Genomic DNA, 17,052 nt, shown 5'->3' with positions numbered 1-17,052 from the left:
ATGGATCTTCCCTTTCTCAGCGTCGTCATCCCGTGCTGGAACGAGTCCCGGTTCGTGGCCGCGTTCCTCGACTCGGTGCTCGGCAACACGTACCCGGCGGACCGGATGGAGGTGCTGCTCGTCGACGGCATGAGCGCCGACGGCACCCGCGAGATCGTCCGGCAGTACGCCGTCCGTGACCCGCGCATCGTCCTGGTCGACAACCCGGGACACAGCAAGCCGGCCGCGCTGAACCTCGGCATCCGGCAGGCCAAAGGCGACGTGATCATCCGGCTCGACGTGCACGCCGAATACCCGCCGGACTACCTGGAGAGCTGCGTCCGCGGCCTGGTCGAGAACCCGCAGGCGGACAACGTCGGTGGCATCCGGATCTCCCAGGCCCGCGACGACACCCTGCTCGGGCGGGCCATCGCGCTCTCCACGACCAGCGTCTTCGGCGCCGGGAACTCGAAGTACCGGGTCGGCGTGAACGGTCCGCAGTGGGTCGACACGGTCTTCGGCGGCTGTTACCGCAAGTCCGTCTTCGACCGGATCGGCCTCTTCGACGAGCAGCTCACCCGCGCCCAGGACCGGGAGTTCAACCAGCGTCTGCGCGCGGCCGGCGGCAGCATCCTGCTGCTTCCGGACATCACCTGTACGTACTACGCGCGCAGCGACTTCCGCGAATTCGTCTCGTGGACGTTCGAGGCCGGGTACTGGCCGTTCCGCGCCAGTCGCACGGTGGGCCGGTGGATCGGCTCGTGGCGCAACGTCGTACCCATGGGATTCGTCCTGACCCTCGCGGCCGGAGCCGCGGCAGCTCCGGTGAGCCGTACGGCCCGGCGGGTGACCGGTGGTGTGCTCGCCGCCTACGGCCTGACCGCGCTGACGTTCGCGGCCCGCCTGGCCCGCAAGCACCACGACCCGGGCCTGGTGGTGGCGCTGCCGCCGGTCTTCCTCACCACCCATGTGATCTACGGGGCCGGCTCGCTCAAGGGCGCCCTCGAACGCGGACCGGAGCGATCATGAGCGTTCTCCTGCACTACTACCGTGGCCGCGTCGCGCTGCACGCGATCCTGAAGGGCCTGGGCGCCGGTCCCGGCGACGAGATCGTGATCCAGGCGTACACCTGCGCCGCGGTGGTCGAGCCGCTGCTGCGCCTCGGCGTCCGCCCGGTGTACGCCGACATCTCCCGGGACACGTTCGGCATCGACCCGGCCGGACTGTCCGCGCTGCTCACGCCACGGACCCGGGCCATCGTCGCGCAGCACACGTTCGGCATCCCGGCCCCGATGGCGGCGATCACCGAGATCGGCCGGTCCGCCGGGGTCCCGGTCGTCGAGGACTGCGCGCACATGACACCCGGGACGGTCACCCCGGGCGGCTCGGTCGCGTCCTTCTGGTCGTACGAGTGGGGCAAGCCGGTCGTGGCCGGCGTCGGTGGCACCGCGGTGGTGCACGACCCGGGCCTGGCCGCCGAGATGCGATCCCGGTACCACCGGTACACCTCGCCGCCGCCGCTGCGGGAGGCGATGATGGCGGCCGAATATCTGGCGTACCGGGTCGCGGCCGGCACCGGGATGCTGTGGCGGCTGCGCTCGCTCTACCGGCAGCTGTCCGGCCTCGGCGTGGTGACCGGCTCCTACGCCCCGGACCCGGTGAACAGCCCGGAGTACGGGTGGCGGATGAGCCGTACCGTGCGGTGGCGCCTGCCGAACCGGATCGACGCGGGCCGGATGCAGGCACACCACCGGCGCCGGGTCACCGGCCAGGATCTGCCCTACGTTCCGCACCGGATCCCGGTGATCGTCGGCGACAAGCAGCGGGTGCTGCGGGAGGCCGCGAAAGCCGGTCTCGAGGTCGGCGACTGGTTCACCACCCCGGTCCACCCGCTTGCCGGGCCCGACCTGGCCGCCGCCGGGTACACCCCCGGGAGCTGCCCGAACGCCGAATGGGCGGCCGCACACGTGGTCACCCTCCCGGTACGCCCGGAAACCCGGCACGCCGACATCCAGCATGCCGTGGCCCTGCTCTCCCGGATCGAGGCGAGTGTCGATGCCTGAACGCTTCCGGATCGTCAGCGGCCCGTTCACCGAGAAGCAGCTCGCCGCGATCGCCCGGCTGCACGCCGACGAGGTGCCCGACGGCTTCTTGTCCTCGCTGGGTGAGCCGGTGCTGCGCCTGCTCTACCGGCACGCGGCCGGCAGCCGCCTCGGCGTGGTGCTGCTCGCCGAGAGCGTGGAGACCGGGGAACCACTCGGCTACATCTGCGGCGCCACCGACACCTCCGCGCTGTTCGCCCAGTTCGTCCGGCGGCGGTGGCCGCTGGCCGTACCCAAGATCATGCCGCGACTGATGCACCCGGCCCGCGCCTTCCGGATGGTGGAGACGCTCGCCTATCCGGGATCGTCGGACGCCGGGCTGCCGCACGCCGAGATCATGAACTTCGTGGTGGTGCCGTCGATGCGCGGGTCCGCGGTGGCGACCCGGCTCTTCGAGCATCTGATGCGGTGGTTCACCGAGCGGGGTGTGCCGGCCGTGAAGGTGGTGACCGGCGAGCAGCAGCGGCGGGCGCACGGGTTCTACGAGAAGTCGGGAAGCGTGCTGCACGGGACGACAGCGATCCACCGGGGTCAGCAGAGCCGGATATATACCCATGAGTTGTCACCTACCGGTCGGCTCGCTCCGCCTGTGGGGAAGGCTCGCGGTGATGCCGTGAAGAGGGCGATGGACGTCGCCGTCGCTTCCGCCGTGCTCACCGCCACCGCGCCGGCCGGCCTCGTCGTCGCCTGGCGGATCAAGCGCGAGGACGGCGGCCCGGTCTTCTACCGGGGCACCCGCGTCGGCCGGTACGGGCAGCCGTTCGGCATGCTCAAGTTCCGCAGCATGGTGATCGACGCGGCCCGGCTCGGCGGTCCGTCCACGGCTGACGACGATCCGCGGCTCACCCGTACCGGGAAGTTCCTGCGCCGGTGGAAACTCGACGAGCTCCCGCAGATGGTCAACGTGCTGATCGGCGACATGAGCCTGGTCGGGCCGCGGCCGCAGGTGCCGTCCGACGTGCGGCGATACACGGCCGAGGAGATGCGGCTGCTCGACGTGCGGCCCGGTGTCACCGACTGGGCGTCGATCGTCTTCCACGACGAGGGTGCCATCCTCGCCGGGCATGCGGACGTGGACAAGGCGTATGACGATCTGATCCGGCCCGGGAAGATCGCGCTCGGTCTCGCGTACGTGGCGAACCGGGGCCTCGGCACCGACCTGCGCATCCTCGCGCTCACCGCGCTCGCCCTGGCCGGTTACCGCCGCACCACCGAGCTCCTCCAGCGCGACGTCCCTCTCGATCTGGCCCACGTGCGACGTTGAGGCTGCTCCGCGCGATCCCCGATGCGGTGCGACGTGACTACGCCGCCACGTTGCTCTCGCAATGGTTCGTGCTCGGCATCGGCCTGTTCCTCTTCTACGTGGTAGCACGCCGTGGTGGCGTCGCCGGCTTCGCCTACTACCAGATCGCCCGCGGCGTGGTCAGCTCGTTCCAGCCGCTCGCCATGATCGGAATGGGACAGGGCCTGCATCGCTTCCTGCCGCGGGCCAGCGTCGGGTCGGAACGGCTCGCCCTGCAGGCCTTCCTCGCCCAGGCCGGCGTCGCGATCGGGCTCACGCTCATCGGTATCGCGTTCGGTCCGCAGTTCAGCAGCCTTCTCGGCCTGCCCGGCGGCACCGGCGCGGTCGCCGCCATCATGATCATGCTGGTCGGCAACTGCCTCTGCGCGATGGCCGTCGCGGCGCTGCGCGGCACCCATCAGATCGCCCGCGCGAACACCATCGCCGCTGTCGGTTTCGGTCTCATCCCGGTCCTGGTCTTCCCGCTCGCGGATCGCGTCGACGACTTCCTGCTCCTGCAGGGCTGCGGCATGACCTTGGTCGCGGCCTGGGGAACGCTCACTGTCCGTCACCGGTCGCCGGCTCCGCCGGCCCCTGCCGGGTCACTCTCCGACCCCACCTTGCGCACCTTGATCGGGTACGGAATCAGACGGCTGCCCGGGGACATGGCCCTGCCCGCCCTGTTCACCTATCCCACCTTCGCCGTCGCCGTCGCCTTACCCGGTGGACCGGAGGCCGGATACGTCGGCTTCGCCTCCTCCGCGGTGACCCTGATCTGCTCGCTGTTCGGCACGCTGACGCCGGTCCTGCTCCCCCGCCTGAGCCGTCTCTTTCACGCTGATCCTTCGGCCGGAGGTGGTGACACCAGCCGGATGCTGGTCCGGCTCCCGATGTACGCGGCCGTGCTCGCCGCCGTCGCGGCCGGCGTGCTCTACGTCTTCGCCCCGGCGCTGGTCGCCGGTTTCCTCGGGCCCGAGTTCAGCGCCGCCGCCGAGGTGGTGCGGATCAGCGCGGTCGCGGCGATCCCGCTCGCCATGTTCTACGCGGCCCGGCCCACCCTGGACGCGCTGCTCGACCGGCCCGCGATCAGCCGCCTGCTGCTGGGCTGCTTCGTCGTCCAGGTGGTGCTGACCCACGCCGGCCAGCTGGTGCTGCCGGCGTCGACGGCCGCGGTCCTCGCCTTCTGTCTCGCTGCCACGGTGCTCGGCTTCCGTGCCGAGCGGCTGGTAGTCGTCTCTCTTCGCGGGGGCCGATCGTGACGCCGTTCTTCGCTTTTCCCGGGCGCCGGCCATGACGCCGTTCTTCGAGAACCAGCCGCCGGCCCGGCCGAAGCCCGGCGGTGTCGTGGTGCTCGCGTTCATCGCGACCCTGGCCGGCCGGTTCGTGCTGACCCGGCTCGGCCTCGACGTCCCGGTGATCAACGACGTCCGGGTCCTGCTGTACCTCACCCTGATCCTGTGCCTGATGCTGGAGGCGCACCGAATCGGCCCGGCCGGCAGGACCGCCGGCGGGTACGCCGTCCTGCCGATCTTCGGCCTGCTCGGGTACCAGATCCTCTCCGCCTCCTGGGCGCCGTCCGGCGCGATCACCGGCCCGATGATCGGCGACCTGGCCGCCACCGCGTTCCTGATCCTCGTCTACTACACGCTCGCGCACTGGGACCGTGACCACGTCACCCGGATGACCCTGCACCTGTTCCACATCGCCGCCTGGGTCTATTTCCTGGCCGCCGCATCCGGCCGTGGTCACGCCTCCAACGGCCGGTGGGCGGCTCTCGGCGGCGGCCCCAACGTCTTCGTACGCGTCATGTTCCTGGGCTGCATCACATCGCTGTACCTGTACTTCCGCAGCGGCCAGAAGCTGTACTGGCTGATGCCGATCCCGGCGTTCGTGTTCGGCGCGCTGGCCTCCGGATCCCGGGGCGGCCTGGCGGCCATCGCCATCACCGGCGTCATCGCGATCGTGGCGATCCGGCCCAAACTGCGCTGGAACCGAGTCGCGAAACCCCTCGGCTTCCTGGTGGTCCTCTCCATCATGGTGGCGCTGACCGCCGGCCCGGTGATCGCCGACTTCGTGCAGACCCGATTCGTCGACGCCACCGTCGGCCAGGGATACACCTCCGACCGCGACGTGCTGTTCGCCTGGGCGCTGCGACTGTTCTGGCAGCGCCCGCTCTTCGGCACCGGCATCAACGGCTTCCACGCCATCGCGAACCTGGGCGAAGGCGAACGGTACGTCCACAACCTCCCGCTCTCGGTCGCCGCCGAGGGCGGTTTCGTCGGCCTGACCCTGCTCGGGCTGGCGTGGTTCGGGCTGTGGCACGCGTACATCCGTACACCGCGCGCACAGCGCAGCAGCGAGGCCCGCACGTCCGCATACTGCGGCATCTTCATCGGCGCGACCTGCCTGTTCTCCGGCGACTACTTCGACGCCCGGATCATGTGGATCATGCTGGTGCTGGCCGCGGTCCACCAGGCAAGCCCACCGGACGCGGCACCGGCCGATAGGATCAGCCACCCATGGAGCCGAGCCTCAACCTGATCCGAGTCCCGGCGGGGCTGGTGACACTCTCCGACCGCCGAAGCTCCCGCCAGTGGTCGGTCGAGGTGGCGGCTTTCCAGCTGTCATCAATCCCCCTGACCGCGTCGTCATCGTTGCCGCTCGTGAACGTCTCCTGGTGGGACGCGATCCGCCTCTGCAACGAGCTGTCGGCGAGGGAAGGGCTGACACCGGCCTACCGCCTGCTCCCACCAACGCCGGACCAGCCGCCGCCGTCGTCGTCGCCTCGGTCGTCCCCGACCGGCCCGGTGATCCGCAACGCGCCACTCGCGACTGCGCTCAGGCCGGGCACTTCCAAGCCGGGCGCTTCCGAGCCGGACGCTTCCAAGCCGGACGCTCTCAGACCGGGTGCACTCGGTCCCGGCGCCCTCAGGCCCGGTGCGTTCGGGGACGGCGCCCTCGGGGACGAAGACGGGAATGGCCGGGACGGGGACGGCATAGTCTGGGACCGAAGTGCCGACGGATACCGGCTACCGACCGAAGCCGAGTGGGAACACGCCTGCCGAGCCGGCACCACCGGCCCGCGATACGGCCCTCTCGACGACATCGCCTGGCACCGTGCCAACTCCGGCGACCGCATCCACCCACCCGGCGGCAAACAACCCAACGCCTGGGGCCTGCACGACATGCTCGGCAACGCCTGGGAGTGGTGCTGGGACCGATACGACCCCGAGATCTACGGCGAATACCGCGTCCTCCGAGGCGGCGGCTGGTTCGACGAACACTGGAGCTGCCGAGCCTCAGTCCGCCGCCGAAGCCACCCCGACCTGAACCTGGACGACGTAACATTCCGCCCAGCCCGAAGCCTCCCCACCTGACCCCACCCCGCCCTGAGCCGCCCCGCCCTGAGCCCCCCGCCCCCTAATCCAGCGGGCAGGCGGCCGGGCAGGCAGGCGAGCCGTAGCTCAGAACGGTTATGAGGACGCGATGACATGTCTGAACTACGGCTCGGGCCTCGCAGCCGTAGCCCAGCCACCTTATGAGAGTCCGATGACATGCCTGAGCGACGGCTCGCCCAACCGACCCAACCGACCGGCTGGCACGACCGATCGGCAGGCACGACCGATTGGCACAGCCGGCTAGCACAGCCAGCTGGCACAACCGGCTAGCACAACCGGCTAGCAGGAGAACGGCACTCCGCCAAGGCCGATCTGTCGAGTTCGGGGAACGAATCGAACCCCAAGTCGACACGCTCCGGGCGAACACCAGCACAGGCGCCTGGCCTCAACGCCGGCAGAGAAATAGCGGCACGGCCGCGTAGCCGTCGGCACACACTGACGGCGATCCGCGTAGACCAGGGAACACGCAATCACTCCGTGCGCCCTGATCACGGCTATGGCATGGACGAGGTCACACACAACCGATCCGTGTGCCCTGGTCACCCCTCAGGCTCACCGTGGGTTCCCATCCCGGCGAGCCAAGCACCCACCGTGGGCCCCCGTCCAGGCGAGCCAAGCACCCACCGTGGGCCCCTGACACCACAGAACAACCGGCCTAGACCCCGCACCCCACAAAAGGTGCCGGATCACGGTCAGAGGCGCCGGATCACGCAGACCACCTTGCCCAGCACCACCGCGTCATCCCCAGGAATCACCTGATAAACCGGGTTCCGCGGCACCAGCTCCACCCGGCTCCCCCGCCGCCGCAACACCTTCACTGTCGCCTCGCCCTCGATCATCGCCGCCACGATGTCGCCGTTCTCCGCGACCGGCTGCTGCCGCACCACCACGACATCCCCGTCGCAGATCGCGGCGTCGATCATCGAGTCGCCCTTGACGTTCAGAGCGAAGAACGTCCCATGACCCACCATCCCGGCCGAGACCGTGAGGTGATCGTCCACGTTCTCCTCGGCGAGGATCGGCGTGCCGGCGGCGATGGCCCCGAGCACCGGAACGCTGATGGTCCGGTCCGTCGACGGGCTTCGGACGTCGACAGCCCGTGACCCGTGCGGTTCGCGGCGGAGCAGGCCGTGCCGTTCGAGGACTTTGAGGTGGTGCGTCACCGAGGAGGGCGAGACCAGACCGACCGCCGCGCCGATCTCCCGGACGGTCGGCGGGAACCCACGGTCGCGGATGGACTCGTGGATGACGGCCAGGATCCGCTCCTGCTTGGCGGTTATCGGGCGTTTCGGTCCCTCACCGCTGTCGATGCTCATGTGCCGCACCTTACCCCACGATTAGATCAGATGTACTAACCGTGACCGAAACCGCACGTTAGGGGGAAGGTCATGACCCTCGATCGAGGGCGGCCGCGGCGAGCATCACGCCGGCCAGCACCCAGATCGTGGCCGCAGCCCGGTCGGCGCCGCACACCAGACCGGCTCAGTCAAAGATCAGGCTCACCGCGGCGATCAGGTAGGAGATCCCGTCAACCAGGAACAACAGCGCCCGATCGACGCCGAGCGGCGGACCGGCCCAGGAGCTGCCGCGGCTGCGGGCTTCGTTGTGGGCAATTGCCGTGGGTACGCACGAAGCAGGCACAACACGGGGCAACGCCGCCCGTTCAACCAACCCGGAGATCTCACCGGACGAAGAGGAGGAACAACCCCGCCCACGTGCATCCGATCATGAAGATGACCATCGGCAGCTCGTCGGCGAGTGTCGCCAGCACCGGGCGGTCCGGCGACTCGGCCAGCGCCTGGTCGTGCGCGATGATGACGCCCAGCGCGTGACCGATCAGGATCAGCGCGATCTGCGCACCGGCGATCACCGCGGGCACCGGGGCGACGTCCCAGGTCATCCCGTCGGCGATCCCCCACTGCTGGACCAGCAGTAACAGTCCGCGAGGGCCCTCCACGAGCAGTAACGAAAGGTAGTGCGCCAGCGTGTAACCGACGGCGATCGGAATCAGCGAGGCGGTCACGTCGAGGCGCCCGGCTACCCAGTGGACGGCGAGGAACACCAGCCCGCAGATCGCGACCAGCGCGCCGGTGGCGTACCCGCCCGGGTGGCCCGCACGCTGCACGAACGTCGCCCAGGCCGGTGATGCCGACGCGCTGTCGAAGACCGTCGACCCCCACCAGACGGCGAGGAAGGCGCCGAGCGCTCCGGCCGAGACGCCCGAGAACGCGAAGACCCGGGGACTCAGACGTCCGGCCAGATCCGAGTAGACCTCGAAGCAGTCACCCCGGGCGAACCAGTCCTCACCGCGTACCGTCGCGCAGGCGAGCTGCGTTACCGCGTACCCAAGAATGAACGCACCGAGCGTGACCGGGTCGCCGTGATGGGGTGCGACGAGTTCGAACCAGACGAAGACCAGCAGAAACGCCGCCGCCGGCCATGCGCCGAGGCCGCTGCCGGGCGGAAGCGGGCGCAGCCCGCGACGCGGCAGGCGCAGGAGTGCGAAGAGCGTGCGCAGCGGGTTGACCGCGCGCCACACGGGTCCGAAAACGACACTGATCAGCACCAGGCCGACCCAGAGCCAGACGAAGAGCGCGTGCGCGGCCGGGTTCGTGGCGCCCGATGGGCCGAGGAACGCGTTGACCAGCACGTAGAGGGCCAGAATCAGGACCGGCCAGCGCAGCCGGGAGCTCTTTGCGGCCTCAATGCGGCGAAATGACAGGCGCGGCCGGCGCCACCAGAACGCGGCGATCAGGAACGACAGGACGACCGTGGCGGCGCCGGCCTGCAGCACGAGGTCGAGGGGGAGCGGCAGATCGGCGGAGCTGCCGACACCGTGAGCGACGATCACCGCACTTCGATCTGCAGCAGCAGCGTCTCCGGATGCGCCTCCACATCGAACAGCCCGGCACGGTCAGCGACGAACAGCACGCACGCCGGCTGCCCGGCCTGCACCGGATAGACCAGGTCATAGCCGTGCACGTGCACTTCGGTCGGCACGTCCGCGCTCACACCGAGCAACACCGGACTCCCCGTCGCCACCGACACCCGATGCGGCGCGGGCTCCGCGCGCCCCTCACGCAGAGCGACATTCAGGGGTACGGCATCAGGCGCGGCTGATCCACACGTCGACGGAACCGCCTCGACCGGCGTGGCCCGGGTGCAGCCGCCGAGCACCAGGATCCCGACGAGCAGCAGGGCCGTGGGCTGGCGTGCGAGCGTACGCAAAACGCCTGATCCCGCGACCGCGACCCCCGCGCCGAGGCTGAGCGCGAGAACGACGAGGATCCGTTCGACGATGGCGGGCCCGGCGAACGGCAGGACCGCCCGGTGGAACGAGGTCACGTCCGGCAGGACGAACACCGCGGTCAGAGCCGCGCCGCCGCAGACCGCGAGAACACCGGCGGGCCGGCCGCGGAACGCGGTCACCGCGCCACCGATGATCAGCGGCCAGGCGAGCAGGTTGATCCCGGCGGCACTGAGGAACGTCCCGGCCGGCGGCGCCGACTCGACGGCAAGCGTGGAACCGGCTACGTGCGCGATCGACGCGCCGGCGGCGACCAGCCCGGCCGAACAGAGCAGCACATCCCCCCTGGTCAACCGGCGTGCCGCAAGGATGACGGCGGCCGCGACGAGGACCGCCGACACCCACCAGACCAGCGGGATCGGCGGCTGTTCGCCGGTGAGCACGCCGCTGACCAGGACAGTCGTCCCGCCGACGTCCAGGGGCATCGTCCAGTCAACGCTCTGACCCGCGGCGATCCGGCGGCCGTCCGGCGTGACCCGGGTGTCGATCCAGGTCACGTCCTTCCCCGGGGCGATGGCCGCCGGAACCGCCGGTCCGCCTCCGGCACCGGGTACGACGGACGAGCCGGTGCCGTTGACCAGCCGGATCCGCGCGCCGTTCTCGATCGTTGCGACGCGCAGTCCCGGAACCGCGGGCGTCACCGCGACGACCCGGCTCCGGGAGTCGGTCGCGGTCAGCCCGCCGGCATGGGCGTACGCCGGAGCCGGCGCCGCCAGCAGGGCGATCGCGAACACAACAAAGGCGAGAAGCGCTTTCACTCGGCTTGCAGGTACTGCACGCTCCGCGCGACCAGCACGGTGGCCGCCCCGGTGAGCGCGGTGTAGAGCAGCAGCCCGCTGACGATGTGGATGTTGAACCCGACGCTACCCTCTTCGATCTTGCCGACGATCAGGACGGAACCCCAGGCGAGCGGCGGTGCGAGCAGGCCCAGCAGGATCCACCGTGCGTTGACCGGCAGGCGGACGAAACGGTTCGCGATGCGGAAGCCCGCCTCCAGCACCACCGCGGCGGCGGCGAGGGTGAGCGCCGGCCACCACGCGTCCTCCGAGTCGAACATGAGGTGCATCAGCAGCGCCGGGATCGCGATCAGCGCGGTCGGCAGCCCGAGCGGCAGCGCCCACCGGCGTCCGATGACGATCAGCGGGAGCAGCAGCAGGACCGTGCTGAACAGGTAACCGTGCACGAGCTGCGCGTCCGGCGAGAAGATCGGGATCGGCTCGTCGCCGTTGCCCATGCCCAGGTGCCGGAAACCGATCGCGGAGGCGTGCAGCGAGTAGATGTGCACCGGCAGCACCGCGAAGAGCACCGAGATGCCGACCAGCCAGCCGCCGCCGGCGCCGAGCCTGCGGCCGGGCAGCGTGGCCTGCATCAGCGCCGGCCCCATGGCGACCAGCACCATGCCCAGGATGATGAACTCGTGGCTCGGGCTGACGAAGATCTCCATGTCCCGCTCGATGCCGAACACGTTGTGCCAGAGCGTGTCCATCCCGCCGCCGACCAGCAGCGCGGCCATGCCGGCGAGCGGCAGGCGCAGCGCGTTGGGCAGGGCGAGCAGGCTCTGGTACGTCGGAATGCTCGGCAGCCGGGACCGCATGATCCAGAGCAGGGTGAACCCGGAGGCGGCGATGCCGGAGTACAGCACACCGTGCCACGGCGTCCAGAACGTCTCCAGCTCCGGCGTCGTGGCGTGCGCGTACGCGTCGAGCTGGAGCCCGATCACGAGCCAGGCGCTGGCGACGACCAGAACCCAGCGCTCTTTCGCGGTGAACGGCACCGCCTGCTGTGCGGCTGGTGCCCGTTCCACGGACGTCGTCACGGTTACCACTCCCTAGTATCAGAACTCGGCGTCGGCACAGTACATCGCCACTGTTACATGATTCGATCGACAGCGGTTGAACGCGGGCTTGCGCTCGCCGATAAGGTGTGATCTCGTGGCGAACCTCCGCGAAACGCAGAAGTTGATGACCCGTCGGCTCCTTCTCGATCACGGTCTCGCCCTATTCCGGACCAAGGGGTACGCGGCCGCCACTGTCGACGAGATCGCCGCCAGCGCCGGGACCACCCGAACCACGTTCTACCTGCACTTTCCTTCCAAGGCGCAGCTGATGCAGGCCCTGCTCGACGAGGTCAGCGAAACCCTGACCGGCATCGACGACCCGCCGCTGGCCGAGGTGGTCGAGCGCGGCGAACGCCCGCTGATCGAGGAGTGGCTGAACCGCAAGTTCGACCAGTGGCCCCGGATCGGCCCCTATCTGACAGCCGCGTACCAGGCCGCCGGGATCGAGCCGGAGATCAACGCGGCCCTGACGAACTGGTTCGACAGCACCACCACCGCCATGCACGACGGCCTGAACCAGGCCGACCGCTTCGACGCCAACACCCGGCACGTCCGATCCATGCTCGCCTTCGGCCAGTTCGAGTACGTGGCCCGGCGCTGGTTCGAGTCAGGCTGGACCGTCGACCGCGCCATCACCCTGAGCACCATCACCGACTCCTGGTGCCACCTGCTCATCGACGACGGGCGTGCAGCGCCGCGCTGACCGACGGGACCACCCCTTTCGGCAGATAGAGCACGCACACCACCAGGACCAGCGCGTACACCGCGTACGACAGCACGCTCGGCGCGTAGTCCGGCATGCCCGGCTGGGTGCCCAAGGTGTTGAGCACCTGCACCAGGACCACGATCAGGACGGCGCCCACCACCGGGCCGGCGATCGTGCCCAGGCCGCCCACCACCGCCATCACCACGTACTCGATCGACAGCAGCACCGGGAACGACCCCGGCGCCAGATAGCCCAGGAAGAACGCGTAGACCCCGCCGGCCAGCCCCGCGAAGGCGGCCGACAGCGCGAACACAGCGAGCCGGTACCCGCCGACCGGCACCCCGCTCGCCGCGGCCGCGATCTCGCTGGTCGCGGCGGCGCGCAGGCCGCGACCAGCGCGCGACGAGACCACGTTGCGCGACACCAGCAGGGCGATTCCCAGGACCAGCAGAGCCAGGTACGCGTACCCGAGGTCATCGGTCAGCGAATAGCCGCCGATCGAGAACCGCGGGATGCCCTGCAGCCCGATCGCCCCGCCGGCCCACGAGGCCTGCGCGAGCAACGACAGCAGGATGAGCTGGACCGCCAGGGTGGCGAACGCCAGGTGGTGGCCCCGCAGCCGGAGCAGCGGGAACCCGATGAGGGCGGCGGCCGCGGCGGCCAGCACCGGCGCGAGGAGCAGTCCCAGCAGTGGCGGCGTCCCGTGCACGGCGAGCAGGCCGGCCGCATAGGCCCCGATGGCGTAGAAGGATGCCTGTCCGAGGGAGACCTGTCCCGCGTACCCCATCAGGAGGGACACGCCGACGGTGACGGCGGCAGCGAGGGTGAGCAGCACGAACGTCGCGAGATGCCGGGACGGGAGCAGCAGCGGCAGGGCGAGAGCGGCCGCGCAGCCGGCAGCCGCCTTCATGCGGCCACGGCGATCGGGGTGCGGGCCGACTGGACGATCATCACGGTGAGCATCAGCACGAGCGCGACCTCCACCTGGTAAGCGCCGCCGCCGTACCCCGCGACAAGCGTCTGCGCGACGCCGAGCAGCAGGCCACCGGCGAGGGCGACGACGGGCCGGGTCAGGCCGCCGAGGACGGCGGCGGCGAATCCGTTCACGATCAGGGCCACGTCGCTGTCGAACGTGACCTGCTGCACCGGTGTGGTGAGCACCCCGGCGAGGCCACCGAGCGCGCCGCCGAGGCCGAAAGCGATCAGTCCCATGCGGCGCACGTCGATGCCGACGATCTGTGCGGCGTAGCGGTTGGAGGCACATGCGGAGAGCGCCTTGCCCAGGTCGGTGCGGAGGAAGAACCACGACAGGCCGGCGAAGACCGGACCGGTGACGGCGAGGATCAGCAGGTAGTGCGCCTGAAGCCGGGCGCCTGCCACCTCGGCCACCCCGGGCACGCCCGGGTACGAGCGTGGCTGATCTCCCCAGATCAAAACCTCGATCGCGTACGCGAGAACGCCCAGCCCGAGCGTGACGATGAGAGACGTCCCGGGGCTGGTGCCGGGCCGGCCGATCGCGATCACGCCGACGATCAGCCCGGCGGCCGCGCCGAGCAGCACACCGCCGAGCTCGGCGACGCCGTGCGGCAGGCCGGCCGTGAGCAGGGTTCCGGTGAACATCGCGGCGAGGACCGCGAACGCGCCCTGCGCGAAGTTCACCACCCGGGTGACCCGGTAGATCGCCACCAGCCCACTGGCGACCAGCGCGAACCCGGCGCCGATGCCCAGCCCGGTGACCACGTAACCGACGAGATCGCTCACGGCGCCGCCACGTGCCCGCCGAGGTACGCGGCCGTCACCCGGGGGTCCCGGGCCAGGTCCGCCGACCGGCCGTGCACCGCGATCCGCCCGCTCTCCAGGACGTACGCCCGTTCGCACAGCTCCAGCGCGAGGCGGGCGTTCTGCTCGATGAGCAGCACGGCCAGCCCGCGCGAGGCGTGCAGATCGCGGAGATGCGCGACGAGCATCGCGACCACCATCGGCGCCAGGCCGAGGCTCAGCTCGTCGATCAGCAGCACCTCGGGCCGCGACATCAGGGCCCGGCCGATCGCGACCATCTGCTGCTGCCCGCCGGAGAGGCTGCCGGCCCGGCGTCGCCGGAGGACGGCGAGCTCCGGGAACAGCTCGTACACCGGGCCGGTGTCGCGGCCGTGGCGGCCGTTGCGCCAGCCGCCGAGTCGCAGGTTGTCGTCGACGGTCAGGTCGCCGAACATCTCCCGGCCTTCCGGGACCTGCGCGAGCCGGCCGCGTACCACGACGGTTCCACCGGCCGGTCGCAGTAGCCCGGACAGCGCTTTGACCAGGGTGGACTTGCCGGCGCCGTTGGCGCCGACGAGCGCCACCATCTCACCGGCGCCGACCCGCAGGTCGACGCCGTCGAGGGCGGTCGCGCCGGCGTACCGAACGGTCAGGCCGGTCACCTCGATGACGTCGGTCATGGGTGCGACCCTTCAGGCCGGCCGGCCGGGGCGGTTCCCAGGTACGCCGCGATCACGGCCGGGTCGGTGCGGATCGCGGCCGGCGGGCCGGAGGCGATCACCCGGCCCAGATCGAGAACGGTCACCTGGTCGGCGAGACGCATCACGAACCCGACATCGTGCTCGACCAGCAGCATCGTCAGGCCTTCCGCGCGCAGATCGCCGATCAGCGCGGCGAGGCTCTCCCGCTCCCCGGCGCGCAGGCCGGACGCGGGCTCGTCCAGCAGCAGCAGTCTCGGTCGTGCGCAGAGGGCCCGGGCCAGTTGCAGGGCACGCTGCTGCCCGAGCGGCAGCTCCTCGGCGGGCCGGTCCGCCCAGTCCGCGAGGCCGGTCCGGTCCAGGCAGGCCAGGGCCCGGGATCGGATCTCGCGCTCGTCGCGGTGGTGAGCCGGCAGCCGGAGCGCGCCGGCCAGGAAGCCGGCCCGGGTCGTGGCGTGCGCGCCGACCATCACGTTCTCGGCAGCGGTCATCCCGGTGAAGATCCGCGCGGCCTGGAAGACCACGCCGATGCCGAGCCGGGCGCGCCGGTGCGCGGGCAGCCGCCGCACCGGCCGGCCGTCCACCTCGATGCGGCCGGCGTTCGCCGCGAGCTGCCCGCCGATCAGGGCGAACAGCGTGGACTTGCCCGCGCCGTTCGGTCCGATCACGGCGCGCAGCTCGCCCGGCTCGACGGTCAGGCTCACGTCGCGGACGGCGTAGACACCGCCGAACGCGCGGGAGACCCGGTCGACGACCAGCCTCACGGGAGCCGGCCCCTTCTCACTCTCACTGGAACCGGGCCTTGGCGAACTCGGTGGGCACGAATTTCCCGCCCTCGATCGTGTTGATCGAGATGAAGTCCGTGGTGAGGCCGCTGTGGTTGGTGGGCGAATAGGTGTAAGTGCCGTTCGGGGTGGTCAGCGTCAGCGTCTCCAGAGCGTCGCGGACCTTGGCCCGGTCGGTGCCGCCGGCCTTCTCGACGGCGGCCGCGAGAAGCTTGACGCCGCTGTATCCGTCCTGGGCGAACTGCGGAGGCGGATAGCCGTACTTCTGCTGGAACGCGGTGGTCAGCTCGTCGGCGGCGGCTTTCAGGTCGCCGGCCGGCAGGTAGGAGCCGACCACGCCGATCGAGCTGGCGATGGTGACGCCGTCGGCGGCCGGACCGGCCGGGTCGAGGAAGAGCTTGCTGGCCTGCGAACCGGTCAGCACCAGCGGGATGTCCAGGTTCTGTGCGGCGTACTGCTTCGTCAGGGCGACGCCGGGCGCACCAGTCCCCCAGAACATCAGGGCCTGCGCGTCCGAGGCCCGCACATGGGTGAAGATCGCGCTGAACTCGGTGGCGGTGGTCTGGAACTCCTCGATCGGGCCGAGGGTGACGCCGTACTGCTGCGCCTTGGCCTGCAGTCCCTTGGCGCCGGCAACCGCGTAACTGCTCTTCGTGTCGAAGGCGACAGCCACTCTCGTCAGCTTGCTCGCCTGGAAGTACTGCAGGGCCGCCTCGGCGTAGGTGGCCGAGGTCGCGGGCACCACGAAGACGTACGGATGAATGGGGTTGATCTGCTCGTCGGCCGGTGTGAGCGAGAGGTAGGGGATCTCCTCGCGGTCGACGAGCGGGATGGTGGCGAGCGCGGAGTTGCTGAACGGCGACCCGATGATCGCGTCCGCGTCCTCCTTGAGCTCGTTGAACGCGAGCACCGACTGGTCGGGCAGGCTCTTGTCGTCCCGGACGGTCAGCTCGATCCGCCGGCCGCCGATGCCGCCGGCCGCGTTGATCGTGTCGACCGCCAGGGCCACCGATTTCTGGTTCTCGGTGCCCAGGGGTGAGTAGTTGCCGGTGAGCGAGACGATCTGACCGATCCGGATCGGGTCGTCGCCCGCACTGTCCGCGGCACCGCCGCAGCCGGCCAGGCAGATCGCTAGGACAAGGACGATGGCTCTTCGCACGGTGACCTCCTCAGGAGATTTCCGAGGGGTTACGAGATATC

At 70.4% G+C, this 17,052-nt stretch carries 17 protein-coding genes; 7 read left to right on the top strand and 10 right to left on the bottom strand.

Going from position 1 to position 17,052, the window contains the following annotated elements:
- The 6 genes from B0I29_RS04650 to B0I29_RS04625 are packed head-to-tail and all read left to right on the top strand — an operon-like array spanning position 1 to position 6,740.
- Positions 1-1,008 (top strand): glycosyltransferase family 2 protein, encoded by a 1,008-nt coding sequence (locus B0I29_RS04650; RefSeq protein WP_111647583.1) that lies wholly within the window; start codon positions 1-3, stop codon positions 1,006-1,008.
- Positions 1,005-2,042 carry a DegT/DnrJ/EryC1/StrS family aminotransferase gene (locus B0I29_RS04645; RefSeq protein ID WP_111647582.1) on the top strand — a complete coding sequence of 346 codons (1,038 nt, stop codon included), beginning with the start codon at positions 1,005-1,007 and terminating at the stop codon, positions 2,040-2,042. The genes B0I29_RS04650 and B0I29_RS04645 overlap by 4 nt, the downstream gene beginning before the upstream one ends.
- Positions 2,035-3,345: a GNAT family N-acetyltransferase gene (locus B0I29_RS04640; RefSeq protein WP_181557688.1), complete on the top strand. Its 1,311-nt coding sequence runs from the start codon at positions 2,035-2,037 to the stop codon at positions 3,343-3,345. The genes B0I29_RS04645 and B0I29_RS04640 overlap by 8 nt, the downstream gene beginning before the upstream one ends.
- Positions 3,342-4,622 carry a lipopolysaccharide biosynthesis protein gene (locus B0I29_RS04635; RefSeq protein WP_111647580.1) on the top strand — a complete coding sequence of 427 codons (1,281 nt, stop codon included), beginning with the start codon at positions 3,342-3,344 and terminating at the stop codon, positions 4,620-4,622. The genes B0I29_RS04640 and B0I29_RS04635 overlap by 4 nt, the downstream gene beginning before the upstream one ends.
- A 31-nt stretch (positions 4,623-4,653) precedes the next feature.
- Entirely contained in the window at positions 4,654-5,904 is a 1,251-nt protein-coding gene (locus B0I29_RS04630; RefSeq protein ID WP_111647579.1) for an O-antigen ligase family protein, read from the top strand.
- A complete protein-coding gene (locus B0I29_RS04625; protein ID WP_111647578.1) occupies positions 5,883-6,740 on the top strand; it encodes a formylglycine-generating enzyme family protein in 858 nt (285 codons plus the stop codon). The genes B0I29_RS04630 and B0I29_RS04625 overlap by 22 nt, the downstream gene beginning before the upstream one ends.
- A 713-nt stretch (positions 6,741-7,453) precedes the next feature.
- Here the strand turns inward: B0I29_RS04625 and lexA are convergent.
- From lexA to B0I29_RS04600, 5 genes are all read right to left on the bottom strand, one after another.
- Entirely contained in the window at positions 7,454-8,077 is a 624-nt protein-coding gene (lexA, locus tag B0I29_RS04620; RefSeq protein WP_111647577.1) for a transcriptional repressor LexA, read from the bottom strand.
- A gap of 166 nt (positions 8,078-8,243) precedes the next feature.
- On the bottom strand, positions 8,244-8,432 hold the full coding sequence (locus B0I29_RS04615) for a hypothetical protein (protein ID WP_181557687.1): 189 nt from the start codon (positions 8,430-8,432) through the stop codon (positions 8,244-8,246).
- Between the two features lie 10 nt (positions 8,433-8,442).
- Positions 8,443-9,612, bottom strand: coding sequence for a hypothetical protein (locus B0I29_RS04610; RefSeq protein ID WP_111647576.1), 1,170 nt, complete (start codon positions 9,610-9,612; stop codon positions 8,443-8,445).
- A complete protein-coding gene (locus B0I29_RS04605) occupies positions 9,609-10,826 on the bottom strand; it encodes a hypothetical protein (protein ID WP_181557686.1) in 1,218 nt (405 codons plus the stop codon). Before B0I29_RS04605 ends, B0I29_RS04610 begins: the two co-directional genes overlap by 4 nt.
- Complete coding sequence (locus tag B0I29_RS04600; RefSeq protein ID WP_111648000.1) at positions 10,823-11,884, bottom strand: hypothetical protein; 1,062 nt, start codon at positions 11,882-11,884, stop codon at positions 10,823-10,825. The genes B0I29_RS04605 and B0I29_RS04600 overlap by 4 nt, the downstream gene beginning before the upstream one ends.
- A gap of 145 nt (positions 11,885-12,029) precedes the next feature.
- Between B0I29_RS04600 and B0I29_RS04595 the strand changes: the two genes are divergently transcribed.
- Complete coding sequence (locus B0I29_RS04595) at positions 12,030-12,608, top strand: TetR/AcrR family transcriptional regulator (protein WP_220091277.1); 579 nt, start codon at positions 12,030-12,032, stop codon at positions 12,606-12,608.
- Here the strand turns inward: B0I29_RS04595 and B0I29_RS04590 are convergent.
- The 5 genes from B0I29_RS04590 to B0I29_RS04570 are packed head-to-tail and all read right to left on the bottom strand — an operon-like array spanning position 12,577 to position 17,011.
- Entirely contained in the window at positions 12,577-13,521 is a 945-nt protein-coding gene (locus B0I29_RS04590) for a branched-chain amino acid ABC transporter permease (RefSeq protein WP_111647574.1), read from the bottom strand. The two genes, B0I29_RS04595 and B0I29_RS04590, sit on opposite strands and share 32 nt — an antisense overlap.
- Entirely contained in the window at positions 13,518-14,372 is an 855-nt protein-coding gene (locus B0I29_RS04585; protein WP_111647573.1) for a branched-chain amino acid ABC transporter permease, read from the bottom strand. Before B0I29_RS04585 ends, B0I29_RS04590 begins: the two co-directional genes overlap by 4 nt.
- Complete coding sequence (locus B0I29_RS04580; protein WP_111647572.1) at positions 14,369-15,049, bottom strand: ABC transporter ATP-binding protein; 681 nt, start codon at positions 15,047-15,049, stop codon at positions 14,369-14,371. Before B0I29_RS04580 ends, B0I29_RS04585 begins: the two co-directional genes overlap by 4 nt.
- Positions 15,046-15,831: an ABC transporter ATP-binding protein gene (locus B0I29_RS04575; protein WP_111647571.1), complete on the bottom strand. Its 786-nt coding sequence runs from the start codon at positions 15,829-15,831 to the stop codon at positions 15,046-15,048. The genes B0I29_RS04580 and B0I29_RS04575 overlap by 4 nt, the downstream gene beginning before the upstream one ends.
- 22 nt (positions 15,832-15,853) lie before the next feature.
- The gene (locus tag B0I29_RS04570; RefSeq protein ID WP_111647570.1) at positions 15,854-17,011 is read right to left on the bottom strand and encodes an ABC transporter substrate-binding protein; all 1,158 of its coding nucleotides are present in this window, start codon (positions 17,009-17,011) and stop codon (positions 15,854-15,856) included.
- Positions 17,012-17,052: the final 41 nt, after the last annotated feature.

This window comes from Actinoplanes lutulentus (assembly GCF_003259845.1).
Lineage (GTDB): Bacteria > Actinomycetota > Actinomycetes > Mycobacteriales > Micromonosporaceae > Actinoplanes > Actinoplanes lutulentus.
Note: the sequence above shows the minus strand (reverse complement) of the source record. Positions and strands in the feature narration are given on the sequence as shown.

Excerpts from the sequence above, each read along its gene's own strand:
- B0I29_RS04630 (WP_111647579.1), top strand. The coding sequence starts at position 4,654 with ATGACGCCGTTCTTCGAGAACCAGCCGCCGGCCCGGCCGAAGCCCGGC.
- B0I29_RS04580 (WP_111647572.1), bottom strand. The coding sequence starts at position 15,049 with ATGACCGACGTCATCGAGGTGACCGGCCTGACCGTTCGGTACGCCGGC.
- B0I29_RS04625 (WP_111647578.1), top strand. The coding sequence starts at position 5,883 with ATGGAGCCGAGCCTCAACCTGATCCGAGTCCCGGCGGGGCTGGTGACA.
- B0I29_RS04645 (WP_111647582.1), top strand. The coding sequence starts at position 1,005 with ATGAGCGTTCTCCTGCACTACTACCGTGGCCGCGTCGCGCTGCACGCG.
- lexA (WP_111647577.1), bottom strand. The coding sequence starts at position 8,077 with ATGAGCATCGACAGCGGTGAGGGACCGAAACGCCCGATAACCGCCAAG.
- B0I29_RS04650 (WP_111647583.1), top strand. The coding sequence starts at position 1 with ATGGATCTTCCCTTTCTCAGCGTCGTCATCCCGTGCTGGAACGAGTCC.
- B0I29_RS04595 (WP_220091277.1), top strand. The coding sequence starts at position 12,030 with ATGACCCGTCGGCTCCTTCTCGATCACGGTCTCGCCCTATTCCGGACC.
- B0I29_RS04590 (WP_111647574.1), bottom strand. The coding sequence starts at position 13,521 with ATGAAGGCGGCTGCCGGCTGCGCGGCCGCTCTCGCCCTGCCGCTGCTG.
- B0I29_RS04640 (WP_181557688.1), top strand. The coding sequence starts at position 2,035 with ATGCCTGAACGCTTCCGGATCGTCAGCGGCCCGTTCACCGAGAAGCAG.